The organism is Paenibacillus sp. J2R1T-4 (assembly GCF_059692235.1).
Window position 1 is genome coordinate 276254 of record NZ_JCAUBA010000008.1, and the last position, 24886, is coordinate 301139.

Here is a 24886-nt window from a genome sequence, read left to right on the forward strand (position 1 = left end):
TACATAACGAAGAGGGATCGGTGAGCGGATGTGGACTCGCAGTGAATTGAAGCACAGGGCCAAAAATGTCCTGAGAACGACGTATTGGAAAGCATTTCTAGTTAGTCTGCTGCTTGCCTTTATTACAGGGGGGATTCCTAGCTGTTCCTTCAACTCCGGCTTTGGAGGCGGGAGAAATGATGGAGGATCGACGACTTGGTCCGGCGTTTCGGATGGATTCGGAGATTTGGACGGTGCCTTTCTTGTAGTCCTTATCATCATCATTATTATTGCAGTTCTGGCTGTATTGGCTGCAATAGCGTTCCGAGTGTTTCTTTGCAACCCTCTGATCGTTGGAGTCAGACAATATTTCAAACAGGCTGCGCAAGACGATGCGAACATGAATTATCTGGGCTATGCTTTTGCAAAAGGGAAGTATATGGCGGTTGTCAAAGCGATGTTCTGGAGCGGGTTTCTCAATTTTTTATGGTTCCTACTGCTCATCATACCGGGATTCGTGAAGATGTATGCGTACAGCATGGTGCCTTATATTCTGGCTGACAATGCTAATATTGGTTCCAGCCGGGCGGTGGAGCTCAGCAATCGAATGACCCGCGGGCACAAGTGGCGGATATTCGTGTTAGACCTTTCCTTCATTGGCTGGTATTTACTTGGAACTATAGCTTTCCTTGTGGGGGTATTATTCGTCTTGCCTTACATCAACGCCACCAAAGCGGAGCTGTACTTGGCAATCCGTCAGGAAGCGTTGGACGAAGGGCTGTGCAGTAGAGCCGAGCTGGGCTTGCCGGACCTTGTGTGAGGTGTATGGTGACATCTGACTTATTCTAATAATGACGCATGCGCAAAGGACTGTCCGGAACCGGACAGTCCTTTGTTAATTTGGATTTATAATCGAGAAATGCAAAACCGCCGCATTTGGAACATCACTGTGTAACATTAAAGACCTGGCCATCGTCCAAGTGTTCTTACTCAGCCGGAATGAAACTGGTTCTGCTGAATATGCCGGTACTCGGTAGGGGACGCCCCGGTCCAGCGCTTGAATTGCTTGCTGAAATGCGCGCCGTCCTGAAATCCCAGCTTCTCGGCGATTTGCTCCATCGACTGATTCGGGTTAAGCAGCTCCAAACGGGCGTGATGCAGAGTCGAATTCGACAAATATTTGCGAGGAGAAACTCCGAATACTTTACGGAACACACGGCATAAATAAGAACGGCTGTATCCTAACTTCTCGGCAAGATGAGCGATGCCCGTGTCCAGAGAGGCAGTGGCTGCATCATCGAAGCCGGCCTTCGATATGTTATCGATATGCTCCGCCATCCGGTATACAACCTGGTTGACGTCTTTTGGCGGGCCATCTGACTGCTGCACGCTGCCCAATGATGCAAACAGCGCGAAAACATGAGACATAAGCTTCATCCGAAGAGCAGGCTGGGACAAATCGCGAGTCCTATAAGCCTTCAGCAATTCAATCAAATCGTGAAGCGGTTTGCGGATTTCCAGCTCAGTCTCTGAATCGCGGCGATGTAATCCGCATCGGTACAGGCTAAGGAGGGAACGGAACATGTAATCTTCAACGTCGAAATGGATGGCGAAGTACGTGACGTCATTTCCACGCGTACCTACAACGCGGTGGGGAACGCCTGGCTGAATCAACAACACGTCACCCGCTTGCATTTCATATTCCGTATCGCCAATCAGCACATCCTGAACGCCGTCCAACACGATGTTCAGTTCAAATATCGGATGATCGTGCAGCGGCCTCGACCAATAAGACTTCGTGACTCGCCAATGTGTTTGATAAACACGAAAGGCACAATCCATATCTGGCATGTAGATCGTAGATCGATAAGATAACAAGGGGTTGTCATTGTTATTGTCGGTCATCAATCTCCCTCCTCGGCATAGGGTCGGATACGATTATTTTATCATGGTTTTTAACAGTTGAGTGGTTGCTTGTCCAATAATTGGTGCTTTTTGTCCAAAATGAAGTCAAAAATGTCCCTGTTCCAAACCGGTTCCATTCATTATACTAGTTGCAGGCGTACGCAAGGTGCGCCTCTTGCATTTATATGATGGAGGAGTGAAATGATGAAATTGGAAACAGGCAAGGCTGAAAAGCGAAAGCGGCTGCGTCAAGCAGCGGCCATTCTTTTGATTCCCTTTTTGTTGTTCGGGTTATTGCCCCCAGCTGTCTTCGGAGCAACAGAAAGCGCTGATCCGATCCGTTACGACTTTTTGAATGCGTTTACAGGAAGCGGCACCCTGGTCGCGCTAGGGAATTTGACACAGACACCCGTTACGACCCGAAACAAAGCTTACGGTGCGGCTATTTCCGCCAAGGCCATCGGGGAATCTCGTTCTTTCCAATTTGTCGTACCTAGATCCGGACATTATTTGCTTTCGTTTAAAGGCTATTTGTACTTTAGTGCAGGTATTGGGGAGCTTGCAGTCGATGGACAGCGAATAGGCACGTACGACTTCTATGATCCAGGGAGCAAGTTCGGCCCTACGACCCCAATGAAAACATTGGAACTAACGGAAGGGAATCATGTTCTCACCTTCAAAGCTATCGGGCGCAATCCGCTCGCAACGGCAGGTAACAATTACTCGATGTATGCAAGCGAGCTGATCATGACCCCGATGCGGGGTCCTGCAGTGGTTCAGCTATCCGCGAGTCCAACCAAATCATTGCTGCAGCTGAATGAAACGACCCAAATGCGAACGACAGTCGGGATGTCTGACGGTACGGCTGTAACCGGCATGACGACCAGCTACACGAGTGATAACACCTCGATTGCTACAGTAAGTGCTAGCGGTGTTATTGCCGGTATTGGAGAGGGCACTGCCGCGATCACGACTACAGTAGCTTCGGATCAGGGCACGGCATCGGTAACATCGACTGTTACCGTAACGAACCAGCAACTGGCAGAGGTGATAGTCAGCTTGAACCCGCAGGAGCTTTATGTCGGTGGGACTGCGGCTATCGTACTGAGCGGGAAACTGACGGATGGGTCACCCGCCGATTTGTCACATGCTTCTGCTGTGTACGCTGTGAACAATCCTGCCATTGCGACTGTATCGACCGGCGGAATTGTTACTGGCGTGCAGGTTGGTCAGACATTAGTGCATGTATCCGTTACATTCAATGGAACAACAGTGGAGGGTACTTACACCGTGGTAGTTACACCAAAAACATTGGCATTGGTTGAGTTGAAGCTGCAGCCGTCCGTCCTTACCGTGAGCCAATATTCGGAGGCAGTCGTCACAGGCAAGTTCGATGATGGGACGGAAGCCGATCTGAAGCTTGCGGAGATTGTATACTCGAGCAACAATCCGGGAACGGTGAATATTGACGCCAATGGGAACCTCAAAGGGCTGCAGACCGGTACGGCGGAGCTTACGGCAACCGTAACATTAGGTTCATCAACAGTTACTGACAGCGCCGCCGTTACAGTGATCGAGCTGACAAACGATAAAACGAGAAGCACAATCTATACACCTTCCAAGCTGACGAATGCAAGAGACAATGCAGAGCAGTTCGCTTGGGCGACAAGCATTCGTGATTCCGCATCAGCCGCCGGCGATTATTATGTCGGGCTCGGCTACGAGTATTTGTGGAATCTCGTCCCTCCTCAGAGCTTGCCTCGCAGCTACGGCGTCAATCAGGTGCTCGGCAGTCCTGTAACCGGCAGGGAAATTGACAAGTTCGGTAACTATCCTTACTTGGCCGATCATACTGCGGAGCCATGGAAATTAACGGATCCGTCTAGCGGCTACAAGTTCCCGACTAACGATTTCGGCGCTTATTACGAGAGTGGAAAGGACGAACACGGTTTATTCCGTCCCGAATTGGCCGATCGAAGCTTGCTCGTCAATACGCTATATCCGGAGAAAGGCCCTACGTGGGGCGTCGATGACGGATATGGCTGGGTGGATGAGAACGGGAACCGATACACGTTCATTTCTTATTACGTGCACTGGCATCTATGGTACAGCAACGGCATTATTCAAAGAGCGGTGCGCAGCTTGAAGGATGCGTACGTTTATACCGGCGACATGAAATACGCTCGTGCCGGAATCGTGCTGCTTGACCGGATCGCTGATATATACCCGAGCTTGGACGCTTCGGCCTATGATCCGACGATTTACTTGCAATCTGCCCAAGGAACCGGGACTGGTAAAGCGGTCGGTTCCATATGGGAAACGTCGCTTGTGGAAGACTTCGTAAGCGCCTATGATGCCTTTTACCCTGCAATGGACGATCCCGAAGTAGTCACATTCTTAAGCGGAAAAGGACAGGAGCATAAGCTGTCCTGGAAGGACTCGGGAACAGGCCTGCGCCGCAACTCAGAGCAAGGCATTGTGAAGCAAGTATTCCCGGGCGTGCAAAAAAGCCAAATCCGCGGTAATGTCGGCATGCATCAAAGCACGCTCGCTATGGCGGCGGTCGTATACGACACATTCCCGGATACGAAGGAATGGCTCGATTTCAACAACCAAACTGGCGGACTAGTCCAAAATCCTTGGCGGGTTACCGGCGGGAATATGTTGATCTCGCTCGTGAATGATGTCGATCGTGACGGAAACGGCAACGAATCGGCGCCGGGATACAACCGATTGTGGCTCGGCAATTTTCTGCAAGTGGCAGATGTGCTGTACGGCTATGACAAATATCCGCAGGCCGATCTGTACCAGAATGTAAAGCTGCAAAAAATGTTCCATTCGGCTTATCCGCTTTTCCTGTCCGAGAGCTATGTGCCTTCGATTGGAGATTCTGACAGCACGGGCAACCCGAGTCGAACGGGACTGGACGCCGCCCAAATGATCAAGGCATTTGAAGTTTACGGGGATCCGATCTTTGCGCAAATGGCTCATTTTCTGAACAACAACAGCGCAGACGGGATTCATAGCGACATCTTCTCAGCGGATCCGGACAGCGTGGCGGAACGCATCGAGGACGCCGTTAACGAACACGGACCGCTTGATTTGTCCAGCGTCAACTTGACGGGCTATGGCTTCACGGCTCTGCGTGACGGGGAGAATGAGAAACGAAAATATGGCATCAGCTACGGCTTTCCACAGATGGAAGTGACGGGAGCTACGACTGTATACAACACGTATGCATCTACAGCAACAGTCCAACTGGAAGCAACTACGGCAGGGCACAGCATCGGCTTCCGGTTCGACGTGCCAGCGGCAGGTACATACCATGTTCGCTTGAAGCCGTTCCGAGCGAGCTCCTATGGTATTTATCGTGTATCGATAGACGGAGAATTCGTGAAGGAAGTCGACTTTTTCGGAACGAACAAAGAGCTCGAGCTGCTGAAGGTAATGAATCTGGCAGCAGGCTCACACACGATCACATTCGACAATAACGGACGCGGCCCATCTGCCACCAACTACAAAATGGGGGTAACCGAGCTGCAGCTGCTGACGCCGGAGGAAGCCGCAAGCGCTGACGCCCAGCAAAATACGCTGCGCGATGCGTGGCTATACTACGGCCGCAGCTCCGGACACGGCCATCGTGACACGCTGAACCTCGGGCTTCACGCTTACGGCCTTGATTTGGCGCCGGATCTTGGTTATCCGGAGTTCGCGGATAACGTCGATATGCACCGCGCCCAATGGGTGCACAATACGGTGAGCCATAACACGGTCGTTGTCGACAAGCGCAAGCAAACGGCTCAATATGTGGGCACACCGAAGCATTTTGACGATACGGATCAAGTGAAGCTGATTGATGTTGAAGCACCAAAAGTTTATTCACAGACTCAGACTTATCGTAGAACAACAGCGATGATCCGCGTCGACGACGAGCATTCATATTCCGTAGATTTCTTCCGAGTCAAGGGAGGCTCGGATCATCATTTCAGCTTCCACAGCGCCGAAGGTTCGGTCGCAACGGAAGGGCTTGCGATGACAGCACAGCCTACCGGCACATATGCAGGACCGAATGTTCCCTTCGGACAACGCGCGGATGATGTGGAGGGAGCAGGTTACATGGGCAGCGGGTTCCATTGGTTGAAAGATGTGGAGAAGGATGAGAATCCTTCGAATGCATTCAGCATCGACTGGAACGTGAAAGACACCTGGAATGTCTTTGGCAAAGGAGCGCGTGCGGCTACGGACGTACATCTCAGGCTGACCATGCTAGGACAGGTGGACAGCATCGCTTTGGCCAATGGAGTACCTCCAAGGAACAAGCCAGGTAACCCACCGGAGCTGCGGTACATGATCGCGCACCGCTCTGGAGCTAATCTAGATAGCTTGTTCACCTCGGTGCTCGAGCCGTACAAGGCGGAGCGATATGTAAGCTCGATCGCTGAAGCGCAAGTGACGCGGGATGGCGCCATAGTGAATACTAGCGTGGATAACAGCGTCCGAGCAGTAAAGGTAGAATTGGCAAACGGGAGAACGGATTATATCATACAGTCCTCGGACCCTGGTGCGACCTATATCATTGACGGGAAAATCACATTCAACGGATTTTTCGGTCTGTACTCGGAGCAATACGGACAAACGGTGTACACGTATGTGAACGACGGCTCTTCGATTAGCCGGATCGGCGATACCGCTTTGACATCCGAGGGAGCGCTGCTAGGCACAGTTGAGGATTTCACCAAAGTGCTGTCCGTGTCCAACGGAATAACAGCCCAGCTGGATTTGAAAGGAACTTCTCCAGACCAGTTGAAGGGCCGTACCGTGTATGTTCAAAACGATGGAGAACGGAATGCGGTCTATCTGATCAAAGGCGTCACAAATCTTGGGAATAGCCGATATTTACTTGATATCGGAGATATAACACTCGTCCGCAGATATATCGATGCGAACGACTTCAGCAAAGGGTTCGTGTATGATATCGCCCAAGGAGCATCCATGCGGATACCTCTATCGGCCGAACTGAAGCTTCCGGTAACGAAAGCTGACATTGCCGGTGAGCAGGTTAACGGTTGGTACGCCGGAGCTGGGGCGACAGTGACTCTTAGCGTGTACGGCGACACACAACCAGCATCGCGAACGGAGTATAGCTTGAACGGCGGCACAAGCTGGTTGGTATACGACGGACCGACTGCCTTGACGGAAAGCGGCACTCATACACTGCAATTTCGTTCGTTGAACGAAGCAGGTCAGCAGGAGCAGACCAAGTCCATCTCCATCCCTATCGACCGTATCGCGCCTCAATTCGTTTTAACAGCTAACGGCTCGCCGCTAGTAGACGGTTCAGTGCTGCAGGACGGTACACCGATTACCTTGACATTAACGGCTAGCGATCCGTTGTCTGGAGTAGTCCGGAAGTCAATGACCATTACGGATGCGACTTACGGTAACGGCACTTACGCTGACACAGCTGTTGTCGATTGGGCCGGACGACCTGGCGAGCATATCATCCTTGTTGAAGCCGAGGATGCAGCAGGCAATACGGCGTCGGTTTCCGTAACGGTAACCATCGCAACCAGTCTTGACTCGATGGACGCGCTGCTCGAGCGGTATATCGGTTCGGGAGATGTAAGCGGCCCGCTCATTCCGCAGCTATCTAATTCACTAAAGCAAGCAAGACATCATGCAGATAAAGGTTCTGCGACGCAGGCTGCCAAACACTTTGACGATTTTCTGAAGCACTTGAATAACGGCCCGATGGAGCAGCATGTGTCGGTCGCGGCGAGAGCTGTTCTAGCTGCAGACGCCGAATATTTGATTGACCTCTGGTCGTAAACTGCACACCATCACTTCCAAAAACGGTCCCGGCGCCAATAGGCACCGAGACCGTTTTTTTGAATAAGTTACCAGAATACAATCTATGTAGAACGGGATGTTTCTTTTTGCTTCTTTATTTTATACATGTTGCTATCCGCGATATCGATGAGTTCTTCTAACGTAACAGCATCCGTGGGATAAACGGCTGTTCCGATCGAAACGCTGATATCCGAATGATGGGAATCGGAAAGTTTGATCAAATCCATTTTTATCCGGTTCGTTAACGCTTCCAGACCTGCAGTATCGATCAAAGGAGCCATAATAATAAACTCATCGCCGCCCCAGCGGGCAACCACGTCGCTCCTTCTGGTCAACTGCAGCAGCAAAGCCGATATCTGCTGTAACACGAAGTCGCCTTTATTATGCCCGAACTTATCGTTTATCGCTTTAAAATCATTGATATCCAGAACCATCAGTCCCAAGCATTTTTGATTTCGATCCGACAACGCGCATAATTTGGGAAATGATTTATAAACAAACCTACGGTTATGAACTTCCGTAAGAAAATCTTTATCTGAAGAAAATTGAATCTTATCATATTGGAACCCGATCCACCAGCAGACAGGGATAAAGAAGAGGGCGACTAATGTGTGGGTAATGAAGCTACTCCCATAGAGATAGTCGCTAATCGTAAGCAGCGTTGTTAACACTGCCAATATAATAAGTAAGATAAGTCTACCTCTATATCTCATGCTTTTTCCAACCCCTGAAAAAAGATGAAAGCCAACAACCCTGTTTAAATCGTAATACCCCGTTCGTGAAAAACTTTAGCGACGACGGCCAAGGCGCCGCACCCGCGCGGGAATCCAGCATAAGGCGTGCAGTGCAGCACCGTTTCAACGATCTCGTTAGGTGTCAACCCGATATTCAGCGCGGCATTAATATGGAATGGCAGTTGTCCTTCAGCTCCTTGTGTAATCAAGGATGACAAAGTCAACAGCTCCCTTTGCTTCAAATCCAACCCGGGACGCGAATAAATTTCCCCGAACCCAAACTCGATAATGGCCATGTAGAAATCAGGAAAAAACGTTTTGATTCCTTCCAAAGAGTTTTGAATTCCCTCTTGTCCAGCCAGTGTTGTAACAGTCTCCATTCCTTGCTCAAAACGTGTCTTCATCGATCTTCTCCTGCCTTATTATTCTATTATTATGCGCTGGTTAATGCTCTTGACATGATCGGTGGAATTTCATGCGGATCGACGATGACTTCAATAACGACGGGGCCTCCAATCCGCAGGGAGGACTTCACCGCTTCCGAGACTTCCGTTTCATTGTGACAACAAAAGGCTTTTGCTCCCATCGATTCCGCAAATTTAGTGACATCCAATGGAACTTCGTAGATGGTGCCGACAGAGCGGCCTGTAAAGATCGACATCCCTTTTTCCACCATGTCCAATCGCCCATTGTTCAGCACGACGAAAATCACGGGAATACGGTGATTGACCGCTGTAGCAAATTCAACTCCATGCATCATCGTGCAGCCATCACCAGTTAAACAAACAATCGTCCTGCCGGGATTTCCAACTTTGGCACCGATCGCATATCCAATCGCATGTCCCATTGCTCCGAATACATCGTCAAAATAAAAGGTTCCAGGCTCGTAAATATCATAATGCCGCACCGCAAAAAAAGTATGGCTTCCGTCGTCTCCGAACAGAATAGTCTCTTCAGGCAGCTGGGAGCGAAGGGTCCGGATAGCTTGTGCGGAAGAGAGCAGCTTCAATTCATTGTTCGAAACGGGAGCTAAGGAGGAGGCGGTGATTCCATAATCTTTGCGGGAAGCATTCGCAAGCTCTAGCAGCTTTTGTAAGTTTAATTTCGCGTCGCCTAGAACAACATGGGTTGGTACCGGAATCGATTTCCCTGTAAATGTGATGTCGGAATCAAAATGAATGAGACGAGTAGGATACATCTCCGGCGTATACCCGGCCAATGTCATGTCGCTTAGCTTGGAACCGACTACAACCATAAGGTCCACACCTGATTTCAGATACTCGGCGGATTTTTCGGTCCCGCCTAATCCGAAGCCTCCGAGACTAAGCGGATGATTCGTAGGAAATGCGCCCTTTCCGCATGGAGTGGTCATGACTGGAATACCCCAATGCTCGGCAAGGGTCCGCACTTCTTCATAGGCATCTGCGATTCCGGCCCCTTTGCCTACGAAGAGAACAGGTCGTTTTGCTCTGTCCAACAGTGGAATCACCTTATCGATCTCCGATGAAATGACGGGAGCTGTATGGGTCGGCAACGGGTAATAGAAAGATTCGATTTCTTCCATGTAAACGTCGAACGGAATGCACAAATGAACTGGGCCTTTGGTTCCCGTACAAGCTTTCTCAATGGCATGACGTAAATAGATGGGGAATAGCTCGGCACGATCCACTCTTGCGCTGAACAAGGTAACCGGTTCGAACATCTTAACTAAATCCGTACCGAAAGGACTGGAATCTTGGCCTTGAGCCCTGCCCGTTGATTGGATCGGAGGATGCCCTGTAATAATGAGCAAAGGCAGATGGTAAGCTTTAGCTTGTCCGGCCGCGGTTAGAAGGTTTGTTCCTCCGGGACCGGATGTTCCAATCGCTACACCAATTGTTTTTCGAGTTAAGGCAAATCCGGCTGCTTGAAAACCGGCCCCGCTTTCATGCCTGCTTAATATAAAATTGACATCTTGATTTTGTAGTTCGAATAACAGAGGACAAACTGCTTTACCGGGAACCCCGAACACATCGGTTACTCCCCAGCTTCGAAAATGATCTACCATTATTGTTGAAACCTTCGTCCTCATAGAACGGCTCCTCCCCAGCAAAAGATCGTTTCGGATAATGCCGAAAACCGATTTGCATTGGCTTAATGTATGGTTAACGTTTCTTCACCGGTTCCGAGAGCATCATTTATATGTTTGATGAAATCTGGGACATTGATAGGTTTGGTTAAGTAATTCATAAAGCCAAGATCCATTCCTCTTTTGATATCAGTAGGCATTGCATTGGCGCTTATGGCGATGACCGGAATATCCTTTACAGTATCCAATGCTTGCAGACGGATGAATGCCTCGAATCCGCTAATGTCTGGGAGATTGATGTCCATAAGAATTAGATCGGGCCGGTAAGACCGAGCCATTTCTATACCAGTCAGCGCATTGGGGGAAGCGAGCAGCCGGATATTGGCTTTCCCTTTGAGAATACGGGTTACTAATGTCAGATTTGCTTGATTATCCTCCACATAAAGGATGGTGAACATCTTTTCCTCGGGAGAAGTCTTATTGCCAGTCAAATCGGACACTGGAGTATCTTTCCCATCCAATTCACTATCGGGAATCATATTTAACTCAATCCAGAACTCACTGCCTATGCTTGGCTGACTCTTGACTCCTATACTTCCGCCCATCAGCTCAATCAGTTGTTTTGTAATCGTCAAGCCAATCCCTGTTCCTTCAATGGCATTGTGTTTGGGGAGCCGATGAAAGGGTTGGAATATGAAAGGAATTTCAGATTCCTCCATTCCATAGCCTGTATCCACGACACTCAATCGATAGCGGTTATTGTCGGGGGTGCCCCCGATGACCGTAACGCTGCCTTCGTCGATATTATATTTAATCGCATTCGTTAATAGATTGATTAACGCTTGCTTAAGGCGAATACGGTCGGCGGATACTTGAACGTTAGCAGCAAATGGCTTCCAATAAAGCCCTATCTTCTTCGCTTCGGAAAGCGGCTGAATAAGAGACAGGCATTCTTCCATTAAGGAATCCACGTCTACGGTGGACAAAGTAACTTGCATTTTGTTGTTCTCGATTCTGGACAAATCCAGGATTTCATTGATCAGCTCAAGTAAATGATTACCGGCTTTAATAATTTCCTGGACATCATCCAATTGTGTTTCGGCCGTTTCAAACTCTAACAGTTGGGCGAAGCCCAAAATAGCGTTAAGAGGTGTACGCAATTCATGGCTCATTGAGGATAGGAATTGAGATTTGGCATTGCTCGCTTTTTCAGCCTCTTCCTTCGCTTCGAAGCTGTCGGTGATGTCCCGGAACTGTCCGAATGCTCCTACCAGAACGGAATTTTCGTCGTAAATAGGGAGGGCGTCGAACAAACAAATTTTTCTCCTCAGTTCATGCGTTTGTTCGAATATCATCTGTACGTCTTCGAATTTATTGCCGTTCTGTAACAGGCTGCACAAATAATCGCCGGCGGGTTGTATGGTACGGACTGATTTCCGCAAAACATCCTCTTTTCTTAATCCGGTCAGCCTTTGCGCGAATTCATTAAACTCAGTGACGGTGCCTTCCTTATCGGTTACTATGATCCCGTTTCTTGTTGACTCGATCATGATTTGGTTCAAAATATGCAGCCTCTGGTTTTGTTTCCGCAGGAGAAGCTCTCTCTCAATGGAGTCGGCTACCGTGCAAAGCATGGTCTGCAAAGTCGGGTGATGAAGTTCCACGGCCGTCATGATGGAGATTGTGCCTAATAATTGTTTGACATCGGTATATTGAAAAGGTACAGAGTAACAAGCCGAGGTATGAAGAAACTGGTGAAAATGATTCGCGCCGACCAGTTGGACGACATGGCGATGCTGCAAAGCAAGTGTGATGGAGTTCGTTCCGGTAACATTATCCTCGAATTGCAGACCATCTTTGATGCCGATCGCATTGATCGTACTTTTAATCGTACTGTCGCCGGCCATTTCCAGAATAGATGCATTTTCATCGGTTACAACGATCAGGATCGGGAAGCCTTTCATGAGATCCAATGTTTTATTTACAAAGTAACGGACAACGGTCAAAATCTCCTCGTATTCCGAACGTTTACCCAACAACTGCTCATGGCTTAATACATTGGAGAACGAAGGGAGCCTTCCTGGGTCCATCCCAAGCTCGATACATTTCTTTTTAGATTCTGTTATGAATAAAGGTTCTTGATTCAAAGGGGCAGCCTCCTCATTAAATTACGGCTTTGCTAGGATCCATTGAGAAATCGTTGACGAGGTCAATAAATTTATCAGGGGGCAGCGGTTTGCCGAATAAGTACCCTTGTGCCTCGCTGCATTGCAGACTGCTTAAGAAAGATAATTGCGATTCTGTTTCAACGCCTTCGGCAATGACGTTGAATTTCATTTTATTGGCCATCGCAATGATGGCGGCGATCAATGCTTCATCATCCGAGTCTGTCATAATGTCCCTTATGAACACCTTGTCGATCTTTAGGGTATTCACAGGGAATTTTTTTAGATAACTTAAAGAGGAGTACCCGGTTCCAAAATCATCGATGGCGATTCGAATCCCTAACTGTTTCATATCTTCCAGTTTATCGAGCACTTGTTTTTCGTTAAACAGGGCAACACTTTCCGTAATTTCAAGCTCCAGATTGTTCGGATCGAAATTTGTTTCCTGCAGCACGTCAGAAATGATTTGAATCAAATTTTCTTGGTGGAACTGGAGAATCGACAAGTTGACGGACAATCTCAGGTTTGGATAGCCAGTCCTCTGCCAGCTTTTCGCTTGTTTGCAGGCCGTACGCAGCACCCACTCCCCAATTTGAAAAATTAACCCGGATTCTTCAGCCAATGGAATAAACTCTAGCGGTGAAACAAGTCCCAGCTCGGGATGCTCCCAACGGATCAAGGCTTCCATCCCCACGATTTGTTGGTTTACAATGTTCACCTGAGGCTGGTAGTAGAGGATGAACTCATTCCGCTCTATAGCTTTCCGTAAGGCAGATTCCATAATCACTTTTTTGGACACTTTTTCATTCATTTCCGGCATGAAAAATTTATAGTTGTTTCTCCCTGTCTCTTTAGCACGGTTCAGCGCAGTATCGGCTTGCTGGATCAAATTTTCGACGGTTTGTCCATCATTGGGGTAGAGGGAAATGCCCATGCTTCCGGTTATATGAATTTCGTGGCCTTTCAGCTGATATGGCGTGCCGATTGCATTGAAAATTCGCTCCGTAGCCTTAATGACATCATCTTGATGGCTGATACGATTTAACAGAATCGTGAACTCATCGCCGCTTTGCCGGGAGATGATATCGCTTTCACGAACGCATCTCTGGAGTCTTTCCGCGACCTCTTGAAGCAGCAAATCCCCGAACGTATGTCCCATGCTTTCATTGATGTATTTAAATCTGTCCAGACCGAAGAATAGGATAGCGACCATATAATTATGTTTGTTAGCCAGCGTTATAGCTTTTGTGACTTTGTCTTCGAACAGTTTGCGATTTGGCAAGCCGCTCAGAATATCGTGGAAGGCCATATACTCTTTTTGATAAAGAGCTTCAGTCAACTCATAACTCATTTTTAGAATGGCTTTGGCTTTTTCAATCGCGGTAATCAGGCGGTCTCTCTGGATCGGTTTAACAATGTAGTCCACGGCAGAAATATCAAATGCCTCTACGGCATATTCATTATGACCCGTAATGAATATAACTTTAAGCTGGGGCAGAATCTTCAAACACTCTTTAATAGCCTTGATTCCGTTCAATTTCGGCATACTAATATCAACCAGAACCAAGTTTGGCCTGTATTGTTCGACAAGTCTAAGTAAGCTTTCTCCATCCGCTGCCTCAGCAACAATCGTAATTTGATGCATGGATTCAAGAAATCTGCGGATAAATTTCCTGGAGGGCTCGTGATCGTCCGCTATTACAATTTTTATTTCATCCACCCGCTAAGAACCCCTTTCGCAATTGATGTTTCGCCTATTCCCAATTTAGCTTATTTTGGAAATATTGTCTAACGGAATAATAGGAGTTTGGACCTATTTTACATGCCGTTCATGACGAATTATTGGCCTTTCAACAAGAAAACGGAGCAATTGACACAAATATATAATACTAAAGACCTAAAAAAACAGCCCGCCTATAGTAGGGGACTGTTGTTAAGGAGATAGGAGCTATTTTAAAAATTTTAACAAATCATTCATTCTGTTTTTTGAAATATACGCGGGCTCCTTATAGTCATGGAAATATACCAGATTCGTGTCCCCGGAAGGTTGTATGCACGAAACTTGATTGAAATTGACTATATAAGATCTATGCGTCTGGAAAAAAACGGAGGGGTCAAGTCGTTCCAATAACCCTCCCAATGTTCCCAGAATCTCTATTTTTTGATTTGCTGTATGCAATAAAGTTTTTCTACCTACTTTTTCAATGAAGAAGACGTCTTTCAGCTGTAAAAAGTAAATCATGCCTTCTGCGTGGACAACCAGTTTCTCATTACTTGTCTTTAACTTGTAAAGTTGTTTCCATTCTTCTTCCTTTTTCTTTTGGATCAATTGCCTGGCTTTTTCAACAGCTTGATAGAGTCGTACCCTTTCGACCGGCTTCATTAAGTAATCAATCGCTGAAAGATTGAAGGCGTCAATCGCATATTCTGGATGCCCCGATATGATGATCATATTAATCTCTGGAAATGTTTTCATACATTCTCTGATCGCATGAATTCCATTTATTTTTGGCATATTGATGTCAAGCAGAACCAGATTCGGTTCTTCCGTCAGAATTTGACGGATCAGTTCCTGACCGTCCTTTGCTTCGGCAACGACTTCGATATAAGGAAGAGCCTCTAATAGCCTGACGATGACCTTCCTGGATGCTTCATCATCTTCGGCAACAATGATTCTAACTTTCTCCATCTGAATCCTCCGCATCTATGCTGTGTTCATACTTCATCTTAAGCTTATTGATATCCTTCTTAACCAGAATGTGTACATTGTCACATCCGATAAAAACACAATGGGTACGAGGACTCATTTGCGAAAACTTTTTCGGACAAATTCAGGAATTCTGATATATAATCAATTTGGATATCTTTACTATTCGAAATGAAAGAGGAGCGGATGTATCATGTATTTGCCTGTCGTAGGCCATATATTTACTATGATCGTACCGGATGGAAAAGAGAAGGGCACGTATCAGTCCAGCCTATACAATATGGATTCTCATCATCTATATGTAAGTATACCTAAGATCGATCGTTTGGCTACCGTACTTTCTGCCGGAACCAAGGTGATTCTTGATTATCGCGATGCTAAAGATATTCCGTGCCGGTTTGAAACCGTTGTTGATGATGTACCGGTTGCCGAGGGAAGCCATATGCTTGTTCTGAAATGTCCTCATATTATTGAGCGTCATCAAAGGAGAGAAAACGTTCGTGTTCCCGTCTCCTGGCCGGTTGCGATCCTGAACTCGTCCATATCGGTTCCGTCCACAATGAATGACCTTTCCGGCGGTGGTCTCTCCGCGTGGATTCCGTTAAATAGCCCATTAAACGCCGGCTCTTTAGTCGAGGTGCAGTTCGAACTGAATATAGACAAACAGCTAATCCATGTAAATGCCGAAGCCGAAGTCATCAGCATACATAAAAGCGACGAGGAAAATAAAGGGTGTCTGTGCTCGATTAAATTCATTTCTCTTGAGGAATCGCTTCGTCAAAGGATTATCGAATTCGTATTTGACCGTCTGAAACTGGATTTCGCTTTGCGTCAAGCCGGTAACGCTATTGTCTTCTAACAGTGAGGCTGTCCCGACAATTACTAGGGGACAGCCTCGTTTTTTCTTTATATAGTTTGGGTGATCGTTATATTATTCCGAATGCTTAGATCGATTTCGTAGGGACTAGTACATTCGGCGCCAGCAGCCTCTTGAATAATTCGTACAATGGGTCTATGTGCGATAGATGGATTAACATGACATACCACGCCGACTTGGCCCGTGTTCAATAGTACAGTCGTGGATACAGGATAAATGGCAATGTGTTTGCAAAATTCTCTAATTAATTGAATGTCGAACCATTGATTCCCGTTGGCATACAAATACTCGATCGCTTCGCTGGGACTATACCGCTTTCTGTAGGGCCTAGGGGAAGTCAAGGCATCATATACATCCGCTATAGCGACGATCTGGGCGTATTCGTGAATATCGCTCCCTGATATGCCCCGCGGATACCCGCTTCCGTCAAACCTTTCATGATGCTGAAGTGCGCAATGGGCGGACAACAAGGAGATGTCGAACTGACGCCGTAAAATATTAAAGCCTTCTTCCGTATGCCTCTGTATTCGAACTCTTTGTTCACTGGTAAGATCTGTACTCTTTATGTAAAGCTCATCAGGAAATACGGTCATTCCTATATCAAACAGTAGTGCTCCTACCCCTAGCTCAATAAGCTGATTTCGATTATATCCCTTCGCCATCCCCATTACCCCAGCGAGAATAGCTACATTTACAGAGTGGTGAAATAAATAACCGTCCTTTGAATGCAAGTTGATAAGATTGACAAGAACATCGCTCCTTTTGGGCAAGTCATTCAGTATTTCTTTGAATAAATCCGAGAAGGTGCTGCCTATATTGGCAATAGCCAATTTACTTTTTGCATGGGGCGCCGACATAAGTGCCGTCATCGTTGTAAAGACGGTGTCGACAGACTTTTTTCTCGTTTCATCCCGCAGTACATCTTCCGGTATTATATCTAACGTCCACTTGTCTTCGATATATACGTAATCGACTCCCAAGCTCTTAAGACGGTCGATAAATCGTTGGCTCAATTCCACGCCTATCCCGATCAGAGTTGATCCGTTTTCCGTATAAATGGGTCTGGCTAATTTAACGCCAGGCTCAAGCGAGTTAATATTTGCTCTCCTCAGAACAACCACCTAATTTCAATTTGTATAGGTTCTTATCTGCAAGCGTTCACAAAATAGTTTAAAAGAACTAGGACTTTTAGTCTATAGTTATTTCATACAAAAATAACAATGAATTGAACTTAAAGGGTAAATGATGCAAGATGGAGAATACAAATAGGCTACACCTACTTACAGAAGATCACCGTTGGTTCCTTGGCACGGGCCCATACAAAGGAGTGCGCTAGCTTGGTATTCTCGAGTCTTATATTTCTGTACCTGTTCCTGCCTGTCCTGTTAGTCGTGTATTACATTACCAGAAGCATCACATACCGGAACTGGGTGTTAATCGTATTCTCCTTTGCTTTCTATGCGTGGGGGGAGCCGGGATGGATCTTTCTGCTGATTGCATGTGCGCTCATCGGGTATATGTTTGCCCTGCTCATAGAGAAGTACAGGCATACTAAGCTAGCCAAACCATTGTTTGTTTTTTCAATCACTTTGAACGTTGCTGTCTTGAGTTACTTTAAGTATACCGGTTTCCTCGTGGATAATGTAAATAATTGGCTGCGTATGGATATTCCGTATTCCGACATTGGGCTGCCTATTGGCATTTCCTTTTTTACGTTCGAGATTATTTGCTACACCGTAGATGTGTACAAGGGTTCGATCAAAGCACCCAAATCGCCAATGCAGATGCTCTTATATGTTTCTTTCTTCCCGCATTTGATTGCAGGCCCCATTATCCGATTCATTGACATTGAGGAGCAGATTCGCAAGCGCGTGTTCTCTTTGACAGGGTTCACAGACGGGATTAACCGCTTCATGATAGGGCTGGGCAAAAAAGTGATTATAGCAAATATTATCGGCGAGACGGCTTCCAACGTGCTGGATGGCGGTGCTGCAGGGACGAGTATATGGGGCGCCTGGTTTGGCATTATTTTATTTGCTTTGCAGATTTACTTTGATTTCTCTGGTTACTCGGATATGGCGATTGGGTTGGGCAAAATGTTTGGCTTCACTCTGCGGGAAAATTTCAATTACCCGTACATCTCCAAGTCGGCTAGCGATTTCTGGAGAAGGTGGAACATGTCGCTCGGTGGATTTTTCCGCGATTACGTGTATATTCCTTTGGGAGGCAACAAACGATTTTATTTGAGAAACTTGTTTGTGGTGTGGTTTCTGACCGGCTTCTGGCATGGTGCCAGCTGGAATTTTATTATATGGGGCTTGTATTTCGGACTTTTGATATATTTGGAGAGAGCATTTCTGGACAAAATATTCAACAGACTGCCTGTGTGGCTGTCCCACCTTTATTTGCTCGTTGCCATGCTGGTTGGTTGGGTGTGGTTCTATTTTACGGATTTGCGAGAAGGTGTTCAGTTTCTGGGAGTCATGTTCGGGATTACCAGCAGTACGTGGATTACGACAGAGCTGCAAATTGTAGTTAAGGATAATCTGGTCCTTGTTGTTATCGCCATTGTAGCATCTACACCATGGTTTGCTTGGCTGAGAGGGCGCATCACCAGCAGGTTCCAATGGAATCTATCTTCGGTATTCAGTGTTCTTGTACCCATTATGAATATCCTGATTCTTGTAGTTGCAACAGCTTTGCTAGTAGGCAGCACTTACAACCCGTTCCTCTATTTCCGATTCTGATTACAAAGGACGATGGCTATGAGAAAGATGAACCTCCTATTGTTCCTGCTTCCTATATTTATACTGTTCAGCTTGAATCTGTTGCTTCCGAAAGAAGGGGAGGCCGTGTCCAAGCTTGAGAAGCGGATGCTTAAGCCTTTCCCAGTGTTCTCTATGTCCCATTTATGGAGCGGGCAGTATTTTCGTGAGTTCGATAATTATTTCGCAGATCATTTCGTGTTCCGGGATACGCTGGTGCAGGCTGGCAGTCAGATCAAAGATTTTCGCGGATTGCCAGGCGAGGAACAAGCTTCGATTGTCGTGCAAAAAGGCGGGAATAACATGTTCCAGGATCGGGTCAAAGACGGATCCGTTGCGCCTCCGCCTAGTGTAGCGGATGGGGCCGGGACGCCTGACAAGGGTGAAGGGGCACACTCTTCGCCAACCCCAACTCCAGCACCTGCTGCTGAAGCAGACAACACTGGTGTCAAGAACACGGAATCCGAACGCTATTTGGTGCTCAAAGATCGGGCGATGACCTTATACACATATGTTCCGGCGGCTGCGCAGTCCTTGACTAAGGGCATTAATGAATTCCGCCAAAATATTGACCCCAAAATCAAAATTTACTCTATGCTGGCTCCATCAGCCGTCGAGTTTATTAATGAACCTAAATATAAAGGGCTCTCTTCCTCGCAAAAAGAAACCATTAGCCAGGTTAACCGCATGTATAGCCCTAATGTTACTGGCGTGGATGCCCATAAAGAGCTGAGTAAGCATACGGATGAGTATATTTATTTCCGCACCGACCATCATTGGACGGCGTTAGGCGCCTATTATGCCTATAGAGCGTTCATGGAGCAGGTCGGAATGACTCCCGTTCCGCTTAGCAAGTACGAGAATACCGAGCAGCTAAAAGGCTATCTGGGCAGCGCCTATTCGGCAACCCTGGATAACAACCTCAAGAAGAACCCGGATACCATTACGATCTACAAGCCTTACGTTCCTCATAAATACAATCTTCACTGGTCCAATGACGTTCCGCTAGAGCGAAATGTGGTCGATATCTCCTATGGAGAAGGCGAAGGCGGGGGTTATGCGGTATTCTTAGGCGGAGATTCACCATGGGGAGAAATCACAACGGAGAATAAAAATGGCAAAAAGCTTCTTGTCATTAAAGATTCTTATGGAAGCCCGGTCATCCCTTTTCTTCTGCCGCACTATGAGCAAGTGTATTTTATAGATTTGCGTTATTTTGATATGCGTATTCTAGACTTCGTCAAAAGCAAGGAGATTACCGAGATCCTGTTCATTAATGGGATATCCACTACGATCTATGAAGGCTATGCCGAGATGTTGTTAGATAAACAGTGAAACCTGTGTAAGCTTCATGACAAAGCTAAAGATGAATAGAAAGGGGCGGTCCTGATGACCGCTCCTTTCTATTTGGAGCTGATGGAGATCGGCTCCATCTTCGTATTATAAGCTACCGCGTACCATGGTTCTTGCGCTGAGGCGTCATTGACTTGGATATCCATCTCCCATGGTGCCTCGTAACTGATTCCAAGACGCTGCTTGCCTTGATATAACGCTACTGCGAACGGGGTGATGCCTTGCTCATTCTCCAGCTTGGGGTACACAATAACGGAATGTTTTCCTGCAGGGAGAGAGCGGGTGGTCAGCTTTGAATATCGATAGGGAACAGCTTCTGCTCCCGGTTCTATCGAGCTCAGGAACCAATCGGAAGAGACCAATCGCCTATACAACGCGTCCATGTAAGGATTCTCGCCTAAGTCGTACACATACTCCATATTCGTTCTTTGGGCCTGGGCTCGGCTGAAGTTGAAATAGGTAATAGCCTTGACTTGAGGGAAGAGACGCGGTAAAAGGCCGTACATATAGCTTAGCTGTCCTTCCGCCCAGCTCCAGTAAACTTTGTTCGTCGGCAGGAATGTATGAGCGACAGCTCCTTCGGAAATCATGATCGGCTTATGGCTATAACGGTCATAGAGCGGTGCAAAAGTGTCAATTAAAGAGCCGCTCAACTGTTCCTTACCAGCGTTCAAGGGGGAGGTATATAAGGAGAATCCTACCCAATCCACGTAAGCATCTCCAGGATAGTACTCATCCATATTGTCTGGCGGCCAGAAATTAGGCGACCATACCATGGCTACGTTCGGCGCTTCTTCCGCCATGATGTCATGGATGAGTCTGAACTTCTCAATATACTTCTGCGGTTCCCCATGCCACAGAACCCAGGCTCCGTTCATCTCGGAAGCGTAACGCAGGAATATGGGTATTCCGGATGCTTTGGCTTCTCTGGCGAAGCGGCGAACGTACTCATCGTCCTTTACATCATCCAAGCCGAATCGAGGCTCCCATCCGATCTGCAGAGCGCCGTCCAAAGCTTTCACTCGCTCGGCCGTCCGTGCCGGGAAGTATGTGTTGGTATCCGTCTGCACTTTGCGCCAGCCTACATAAGAGAGATAGAGAGCATGCTTGCGGCCGTATACCGACTCTACTTTTGTCACATCGTAACTTACCCTGCGATCAGCGCCCAACATGCCTAGGTAAACACCAGTAGTTGGTTCGTGCAAGGCTAACGGTTTCGTAGGTGGGAGAGTTGCGTTAGGAGTCGGCGCGGTCTTGGATGTAGTAGGTGCAAGGATCGGGCGCGAGTAGAGCTCAAAGGAAGACTGAGGCACGGTGGGTCCGGTATTCCATTCTGGGGAGAGCGGCGTTAGGACAGGCCAGCCGGAGCTATGCGCTGCAATCCTTTCCTGGTAAGTAGCTGCAACATCGGCTTGCCCTGCCTGCTCTGCCTTGGACAATTGTTCACGCCAAAAGGAAAGGAGCTCTGGCTCCGCCGGCTGGGTAAGAGCGGGTAACGATTCAGAGACAGGTGCAGACTCGCGGTCTGTAAGGACTATAACAAGCAACCAAAGCAATAATACACCTGACAAACTGCTCCATAATAAGGCTAGCTTGCGCGACGTAAATCGATTCCGCATATGCATTTCCTTTCGCTCGGATACTGTGGCTCATTAAGCGGGGATTACGGGGTTAAAGGCTTCAGAAAAAGCTGGCGCAGGCTATATTTGATTTGGTCCGGTGAATAGTCGTGCTCACGTCGTAATAAGGTGTAAAGATTCGGATCCATGGAAGAAAGAATGGCGTGAGCGGTTACAACGCGGTCGAGATCGGTTCTGCCACTCAGTTCAGCATACTCACCCAATAAGTTCATCATATTGGTGTGGAGGAACATATAGAGTGGAGAATGATAATATAAGGAACGATTCGCTTCACAATAACTTGCCGCCTGGATGACTCCTAGCCAATGGGATTTCTCCTCAATGAAATCGACCCAGTTATCCAGCATATTCGCCATACGATCTATAGGAGGCAGCGTATGCTCCTCAATCAGCAAATTAGTAATTTTCTCGATAAATCTGCGGCAGCTATCCTGAATGAGATCGAGACAGAGGTCGCTTTTATTCGCATAACGTCGATATAAAGTTCCCTGACCAATACCTGCAGATTTCGCGATTTGATGCATACTGACGTTATCAATACCATGAGATGCGAACAAAGAATGAGCGGTCTTCAGAATAAGCGCTCGATGTTCGACAGCGTCTTTACGTTCTTTGCGGACAGCCATGCCGTTCACCTGCCTTTGTATAGTTGTGAGTATAGCTAACATAAGTATTGACAAGCGGACAATTGTCCGCTATCATCCAGATTAAACGGACAATTGTCCGGAAAAGACGCAGGCATGCTCAAAATAAAGATCCATATGTCTACATTGTACCTTCATTTGAAGGGGCGGTCAATGGATGTAAAGAGAGATCGGAGCGCGCCCGTGCTTTCATTAGGATAGGAGTGGAAACAATGTCTTCAAGTACTATTAAAGGGACGCCTACGGATGACTCTTTCTCTATTAAGAGTATTCTGGCACCTCTGATTGCCATCATCGTTGGACTGTTCATGGTCATCCTGGATGGTACGGCTGTGAATGTGGCTCTTCCCAAATTGATGGATGAGTTCGGCAGCACGTTCACCATCGTGCAATGGACGGTAACGGGTTATGCGCTAGCGCAAGCAGCAGTTATCCCGCTAGCTGGTTGGATGTCCGATCGATTCGGAGCCAAGAAAATATTTCTTATTTCCATCGGGTTGTTCACACTAGGATCACTGCTCTGTGCTTTTGCCCAGGATGTGAACCAGCTTATCTTGTTCCGGATCCTGCAAGGTCTCGGCGGTGGGATGGTTATGCCGATCGCGATGGCGTTTACTTACCGATTAAGCCCTCCGAGTAAAGTTGGAGCTGTTATGGGGATGATGGGAATTCCTATCTTGCTTGCTCCTGCGTTAGGACCGATACTTGCTGGATGGATGGTTGATTTCGTAAGCTGGGAATGGATCTTCCTGATCAATATTCCTATTGGGATTGCCGGTATTATTATCGGGATCAAAACTTTGCCGAATATTGAGCGTCAATCGGTTGCAGCCCTTGATATGTTGGGCATGCTGCTAGCTCCGATCGCCTTTGCGGCCTTGTCTTACGGAGTGAGCGAAGGAGGCACAAGCTGGTCCTCGACGAAGACCATAACCGGTCTTGCTGTGGGTGGTGTTGCCTTGATTCTGTTCATCGTTGCTGAGCTACGCCGGACACAGCCGCTCCTGGAGCTGCGGGTATTCCGTTCATCAGACTTCACGCGCGGCATTATCGTGCAATGGATATCGCAGATCGCATTGTTCGGGACAATGTTCTTGATTCCGTTGTTCCTTCAACAAGCCAAGGGATACAGCGCATTCGATACGGGCCTGATTATGCTGCCGCAAGCTATCGCGGCGGGGCTGTTCATGCCGATCGGCGGTAAGCTATACGATCGTCTTGGTGCCCGTCCGCTCGTCGTGACCGGAATGGCGATCGTCACTTGTGCAGCATTCATCCTTACGCGAATTAATGCAGATGACGGAATCATGATGATGATTATTCCTCTAGCATTGTTAGGCGCAGGGATGGGGATTTCCATGATGCCATTGAATACACATTTGATCCAATCGGCCCCGCAGAACTTGGTCAGCCGGGTGACTTCGCTCACGAATGCAGCCCAGCAAGTCATGACTTCCTTCGCGGTAGCGGGATTATCCACAATCGTTATGAGCCGAATGAAGGAACATACAGCGGACAAATCCAACACCTTGGTGGAATCCTATGCATTTTCCTTCGGGGATACTTTCCTGGTGTTAACTGGGATCGCAATATTGGGCGGTGTTATTGCTCTCTTGCTTCGCAAACCGAAGAACGCGGCTGAAGGCGCTGAGAAGCCGGATCCGGTTCATATGATGAGCCACTAATAACGTTTAAAAGCCTGTAACAGCGGGGAAGACCCCCTGTTACAGGCTTTTTCTGTGGGTAGTGAACATTTTAGCTGAGTTGCATTCCTCCACACTTTACCAACGCAAACCATGAAAAGCTGAGAGGGGCTAGATTTTTTTTACAAAATATCTCTGTTCATCCATTTGCAGATAAGCCATGTTACTACTGTCTATTTGGATCATTTGATCATTCAGGCACTTATTAGCCAATCGGACTATCCCCTATTTCTGCAATATGAGTCGATTTTCCTCAAAACCAGGCCAATAACCAATAGTAAAACTGGCTATAAAAGAAAATATCGTTTACTCCGCCCCAATTACCTATACTAGCACTGGCTAACCGATCTCTACAAGACCTGCGCTTTAGAGAAAAGTGGAACCGAAACATTCCTGTTAAGGCTAAGAAACAGTCTTTGCTAAAAAAGGAGCGCCTCGGTATGATGGGTTTGTCCAAGGGTTACATACCCAACACCATCAAGGAGGCGCTCTTATT

16 protein-coding genes are annotated in these 24886 nt (G+C 47.4%); 6 read left to right on the forward strand and 10 right to left on the reverse strand.

Annotated elements, in window-relative coordinates:
- Positions 1-28: 28 nt before the first annotated feature.
- A complete protein-coding gene (locus AC58QD_RS16140) occupies positions 29-799 on the forward strand; it encodes a DUF975 family protein (RefSeq protein WP_497334967.1) in 771 nt (256 codons plus the stop codon).
- A 170-nt stretch (positions 800-969) separates the two neighbouring features.
- Here AC58QD_RS16140 and AC58QD_RS16145 read toward each other — a convergent pair whose 3' ends face one another.
- Positions 970-1884 carry a helix-turn-helix domain-containing protein gene (locus AC58QD_RS16145; protein ID WP_497334969.1) on the reverse strand — a complete coding sequence of 305 codons (915 nt, stop codon included), beginning with the start codon at positions 1882-1884 and terminating at the stop codon, positions 970-972.
- 201 nt (positions 1885-2085) lie between these two features.
- On the opposite strand from AC58QD_RS16145, the gene AC58QD_RS16150 reads away from it, so the two are divergent.
- Complete coding sequence (locus AC58QD_RS16150; protein WP_497334971.1) at positions 2086-7713, forward strand: FIMAH domain-containing protein; 5628 nt, start codon at positions 2086-2088, stop codon at positions 7711-7713.
- An 83-nt stretch (positions 7714-7796) separates the two neighbouring features.
- On the opposite strand, the gene AC58QD_RS16155 is transcribed toward AC58QD_RS16150, so the two are convergent.
- From AC58QD_RS16155 to AC58QD_RS16180, 6 genes are all read right to left on the reverse strand, one after another.
- Entirely contained in the window at positions 7797-8447 is a 651-nt protein-coding gene (locus AC58QD_RS16155) for a GGDEF domain-containing protein (RefSeq protein WP_497334973.1), read from the reverse strand.
- A 44-nt stretch (positions 8448-8491) separates the two neighbouring features.
- Positions 8492-8872 carry a carboxymuconolactone decarboxylase family protein gene (locus tag AC58QD_RS16160; protein WP_497334975.1) on the reverse strand — a complete coding sequence of 127 codons (381 nt, stop codon included), beginning with the start codon at positions 8870-8872 and terminating at the stop codon, positions 8492-8494.
- Between the two features lie 29 nt (positions 8873-8901).
- A complete protein-coding gene (locus tag AC58QD_RS16165) occupies positions 8902-10539 on the reverse strand; it encodes a thiamine pyrophosphate-binding protein (protein ID WP_497334977.1) in 1638 nt (545 codons plus the stop codon).
- 62 nt (positions 10540-10601) lie between these two features.
- Complete coding sequence (locus AC58QD_RS16170) at positions 10602-12683, reverse strand: ATP-binding protein (RefSeq protein ID WP_497334979.1); 2082 nt, start codon at positions 12681-12683, stop codon at positions 10602-10604.
- Between the two features lie 16 nt (positions 12684-12699).
- Entirely contained in the window at positions 12700-14421 is a 1722-nt protein-coding gene (locus AC58QD_RS16175) for an EAL domain-containing protein (RefSeq protein WP_497334981.1), read from the reverse strand.
- Positions 14422-14649: 228 nt separating this feature from the next.
- Positions 14650-15390, reverse strand: a complete 741-nt coding sequence (locus AC58QD_RS16180) for a LytR/AlgR family response regulator transcription factor (RefSeq protein WP_497334983.1) — start codon at positions 15388-15390, stop codon at positions 14650-14652.
- A gap of 211 nt (positions 15391-15601) precedes the next feature.
- On the opposite strand from AC58QD_RS16180, the gene AC58QD_RS16185 reads away from it, so the two are divergent.
- Positions 15602-16267 carry a flagellar brake protein gene (locus AC58QD_RS16185; protein ID WP_497334985.1) on the forward strand — a complete coding sequence of 222 codons (666 nt, stop codon included), beginning with the start codon at positions 15602-15604 and terminating at the stop codon, positions 16265-16267.
- 47 nt (positions 16268-16314) lie between these two features.
- Here AC58QD_RS16185 and AC58QD_RS16190 read toward each other — a convergent pair whose 3' ends face one another.
- Positions 16315-17397, reverse strand: a complete 1083-nt coding sequence (locus AC58QD_RS16190) for an HD-GYP domain-containing protein (RefSeq protein WP_497335019.1) — start codon at positions 17395-17397, stop codon at positions 16315-16317.
- Positions 17398-17622: 225 nt separating this feature from the next.
- Here AC58QD_RS16190 and AC58QD_RS16195 point away from each other — a divergent pair, with 225 nt between their 5' ends.
- Positions 17623-19032 (forward strand): MBOAT family O-acyltransferase, encoded by a 1410-nt coding sequence (locus AC58QD_RS16195; RefSeq protein ID WP_497334987.1) that lies wholly within the window; start codon positions 17623-17625, stop codon positions 19030-19032.
- Between the two features lie 18 nt (positions 19033-19050).
- Positions 19051-20385, forward strand: a complete 1335-nt coding sequence (locus tag AC58QD_RS16200; RefSeq protein ID WP_497334989.1) for a DHHW family protein — start codon at positions 19051-19053, stop codon at positions 20383-20385.
- A 68-nt stretch (positions 20386-20453) separates the two neighbouring features.
- Here the strand turns inward: AC58QD_RS16200 and AC58QD_RS16205 are convergent, their stop codons facing one another.
- Both AC58QD_RS16205 and AC58QD_RS16210 read right to left on the reverse strand, forming a co-directional pair.
- The gene (locus AC58QD_RS16205; RefSeq protein ID WP_497334991.1) at positions 20454-22022 is read right to left on the reverse strand and encodes a glycoside hydrolase family 26 protein; all 1569 of its coding nucleotides are present in this window, start codon (positions 22020-22022) and stop codon (positions 20454-20456) included.
- 44 nt (positions 22023-22066) lie between these two features.
- Positions 22067-22669: a TetR/AcrR family transcriptional regulator gene (locus tag AC58QD_RS16210; protein WP_497334993.1), complete on the reverse strand. Its 603-nt coding sequence runs from the start codon at positions 22667-22669 to the stop codon at positions 22067-22069.
- A 230-nt stretch (positions 22670-22899) separates the two neighbouring features.
- Here AC58QD_RS16210 and AC58QD_RS16215 point away from each other — a divergent pair, with 230 nt between their 5' ends.
- Entirely contained in the window at positions 22900-24372 is a 1473-nt protein-coding gene (locus AC58QD_RS16215) for an MDR family MFS transporter (RefSeq protein WP_497334995.1), read from the forward strand.
- The last annotated feature ends 514 nt before the right edge of the window (positions 24373-24886 follow it).

Bases quoted from the DNA above. Each gene is read 5' to 3' on its own strand.
- AC58QD_RS16140 (WP_497334967.1), top strand. From the start codon at position 29: ATGTGGACTCGCAGTGAATTGAAGCACAGGGCCAAAAATGTCCTGAGA.
- AC58QD_RS16145 (WP_497334969.1), bottom strand. From the start codon at position 1,884: ATGACCGACAATAACAATGACAACCCCTTGTTATCTTATCGATCTACG.
- AC58QD_RS16150 (WP_497334971.1), top strand. From the start codon at position 2,086: ATGATGAAATTGGAAACAGGCAAGGCTGAAAAGCGAAAGCGGCTGCGT.
- AC58QD_RS16155 (WP_497334973.1), bottom strand. From the start codon at position 8,447: ATGAGATATAGAGGTAGACTTATCTTACTTATTATATTGGCAGTGTTA.
- AC58QD_RS16160 (WP_497334975.1), bottom strand. From the start codon at position 8,872: ATGAAGACACGTTTTGAGCAAGGAATGGAGACTGTTACAACACTGGCT.
- AC58QD_RS16165 (WP_497334977.1), bottom strand. From the start codon at position 10,539: ATGAGGACGAAGGTTTCAACAATAATGGTAGATCATTTTCGAAGCTGG.
- AC58QD_RS16180 (WP_497334983.1), bottom strand. From the start codon at position 15,390: ATGGAGAAAGTTAGAATCATTGTTGCCGAAGATGATGAAGCATCCAGG.
- AC58QD_RS16185 (WP_497334985.1), top strand. From the start codon at position 15,602: ATGTATTTGCCTGTCGTAGGCCATATATTTACTATGATCGTACCGGAT.
- AC58QD_RS16200 (WP_497334989.1), top strand. From the start codon at position 19,051: ATGAGAAAGATGAACCTCCTATTGTTCCTGCTTCCTATATTTATACTG.
- AC58QD_RS16205 (WP_497334991.1), bottom strand. From the start codon at position 22,022: ATGCGGAATCGATTTACGTCGCGCAAGCTAGCCTTATTATGGAGCAGT.
- AC58QD_RS16210 (WP_497334993.1), bottom strand. From the start codon at position 22,669: ATGGCTGTCCGCAAAGAACGTAAAGACGCTGTCGAACATCGAGCGCTT.
- AC58QD_RS16215 (WP_497334995.1), top strand. From the start codon at position 22,900: ATGTCTTCAAGTACTATTAAAGGGACGCCTACGGATGACTCTTTCTCT.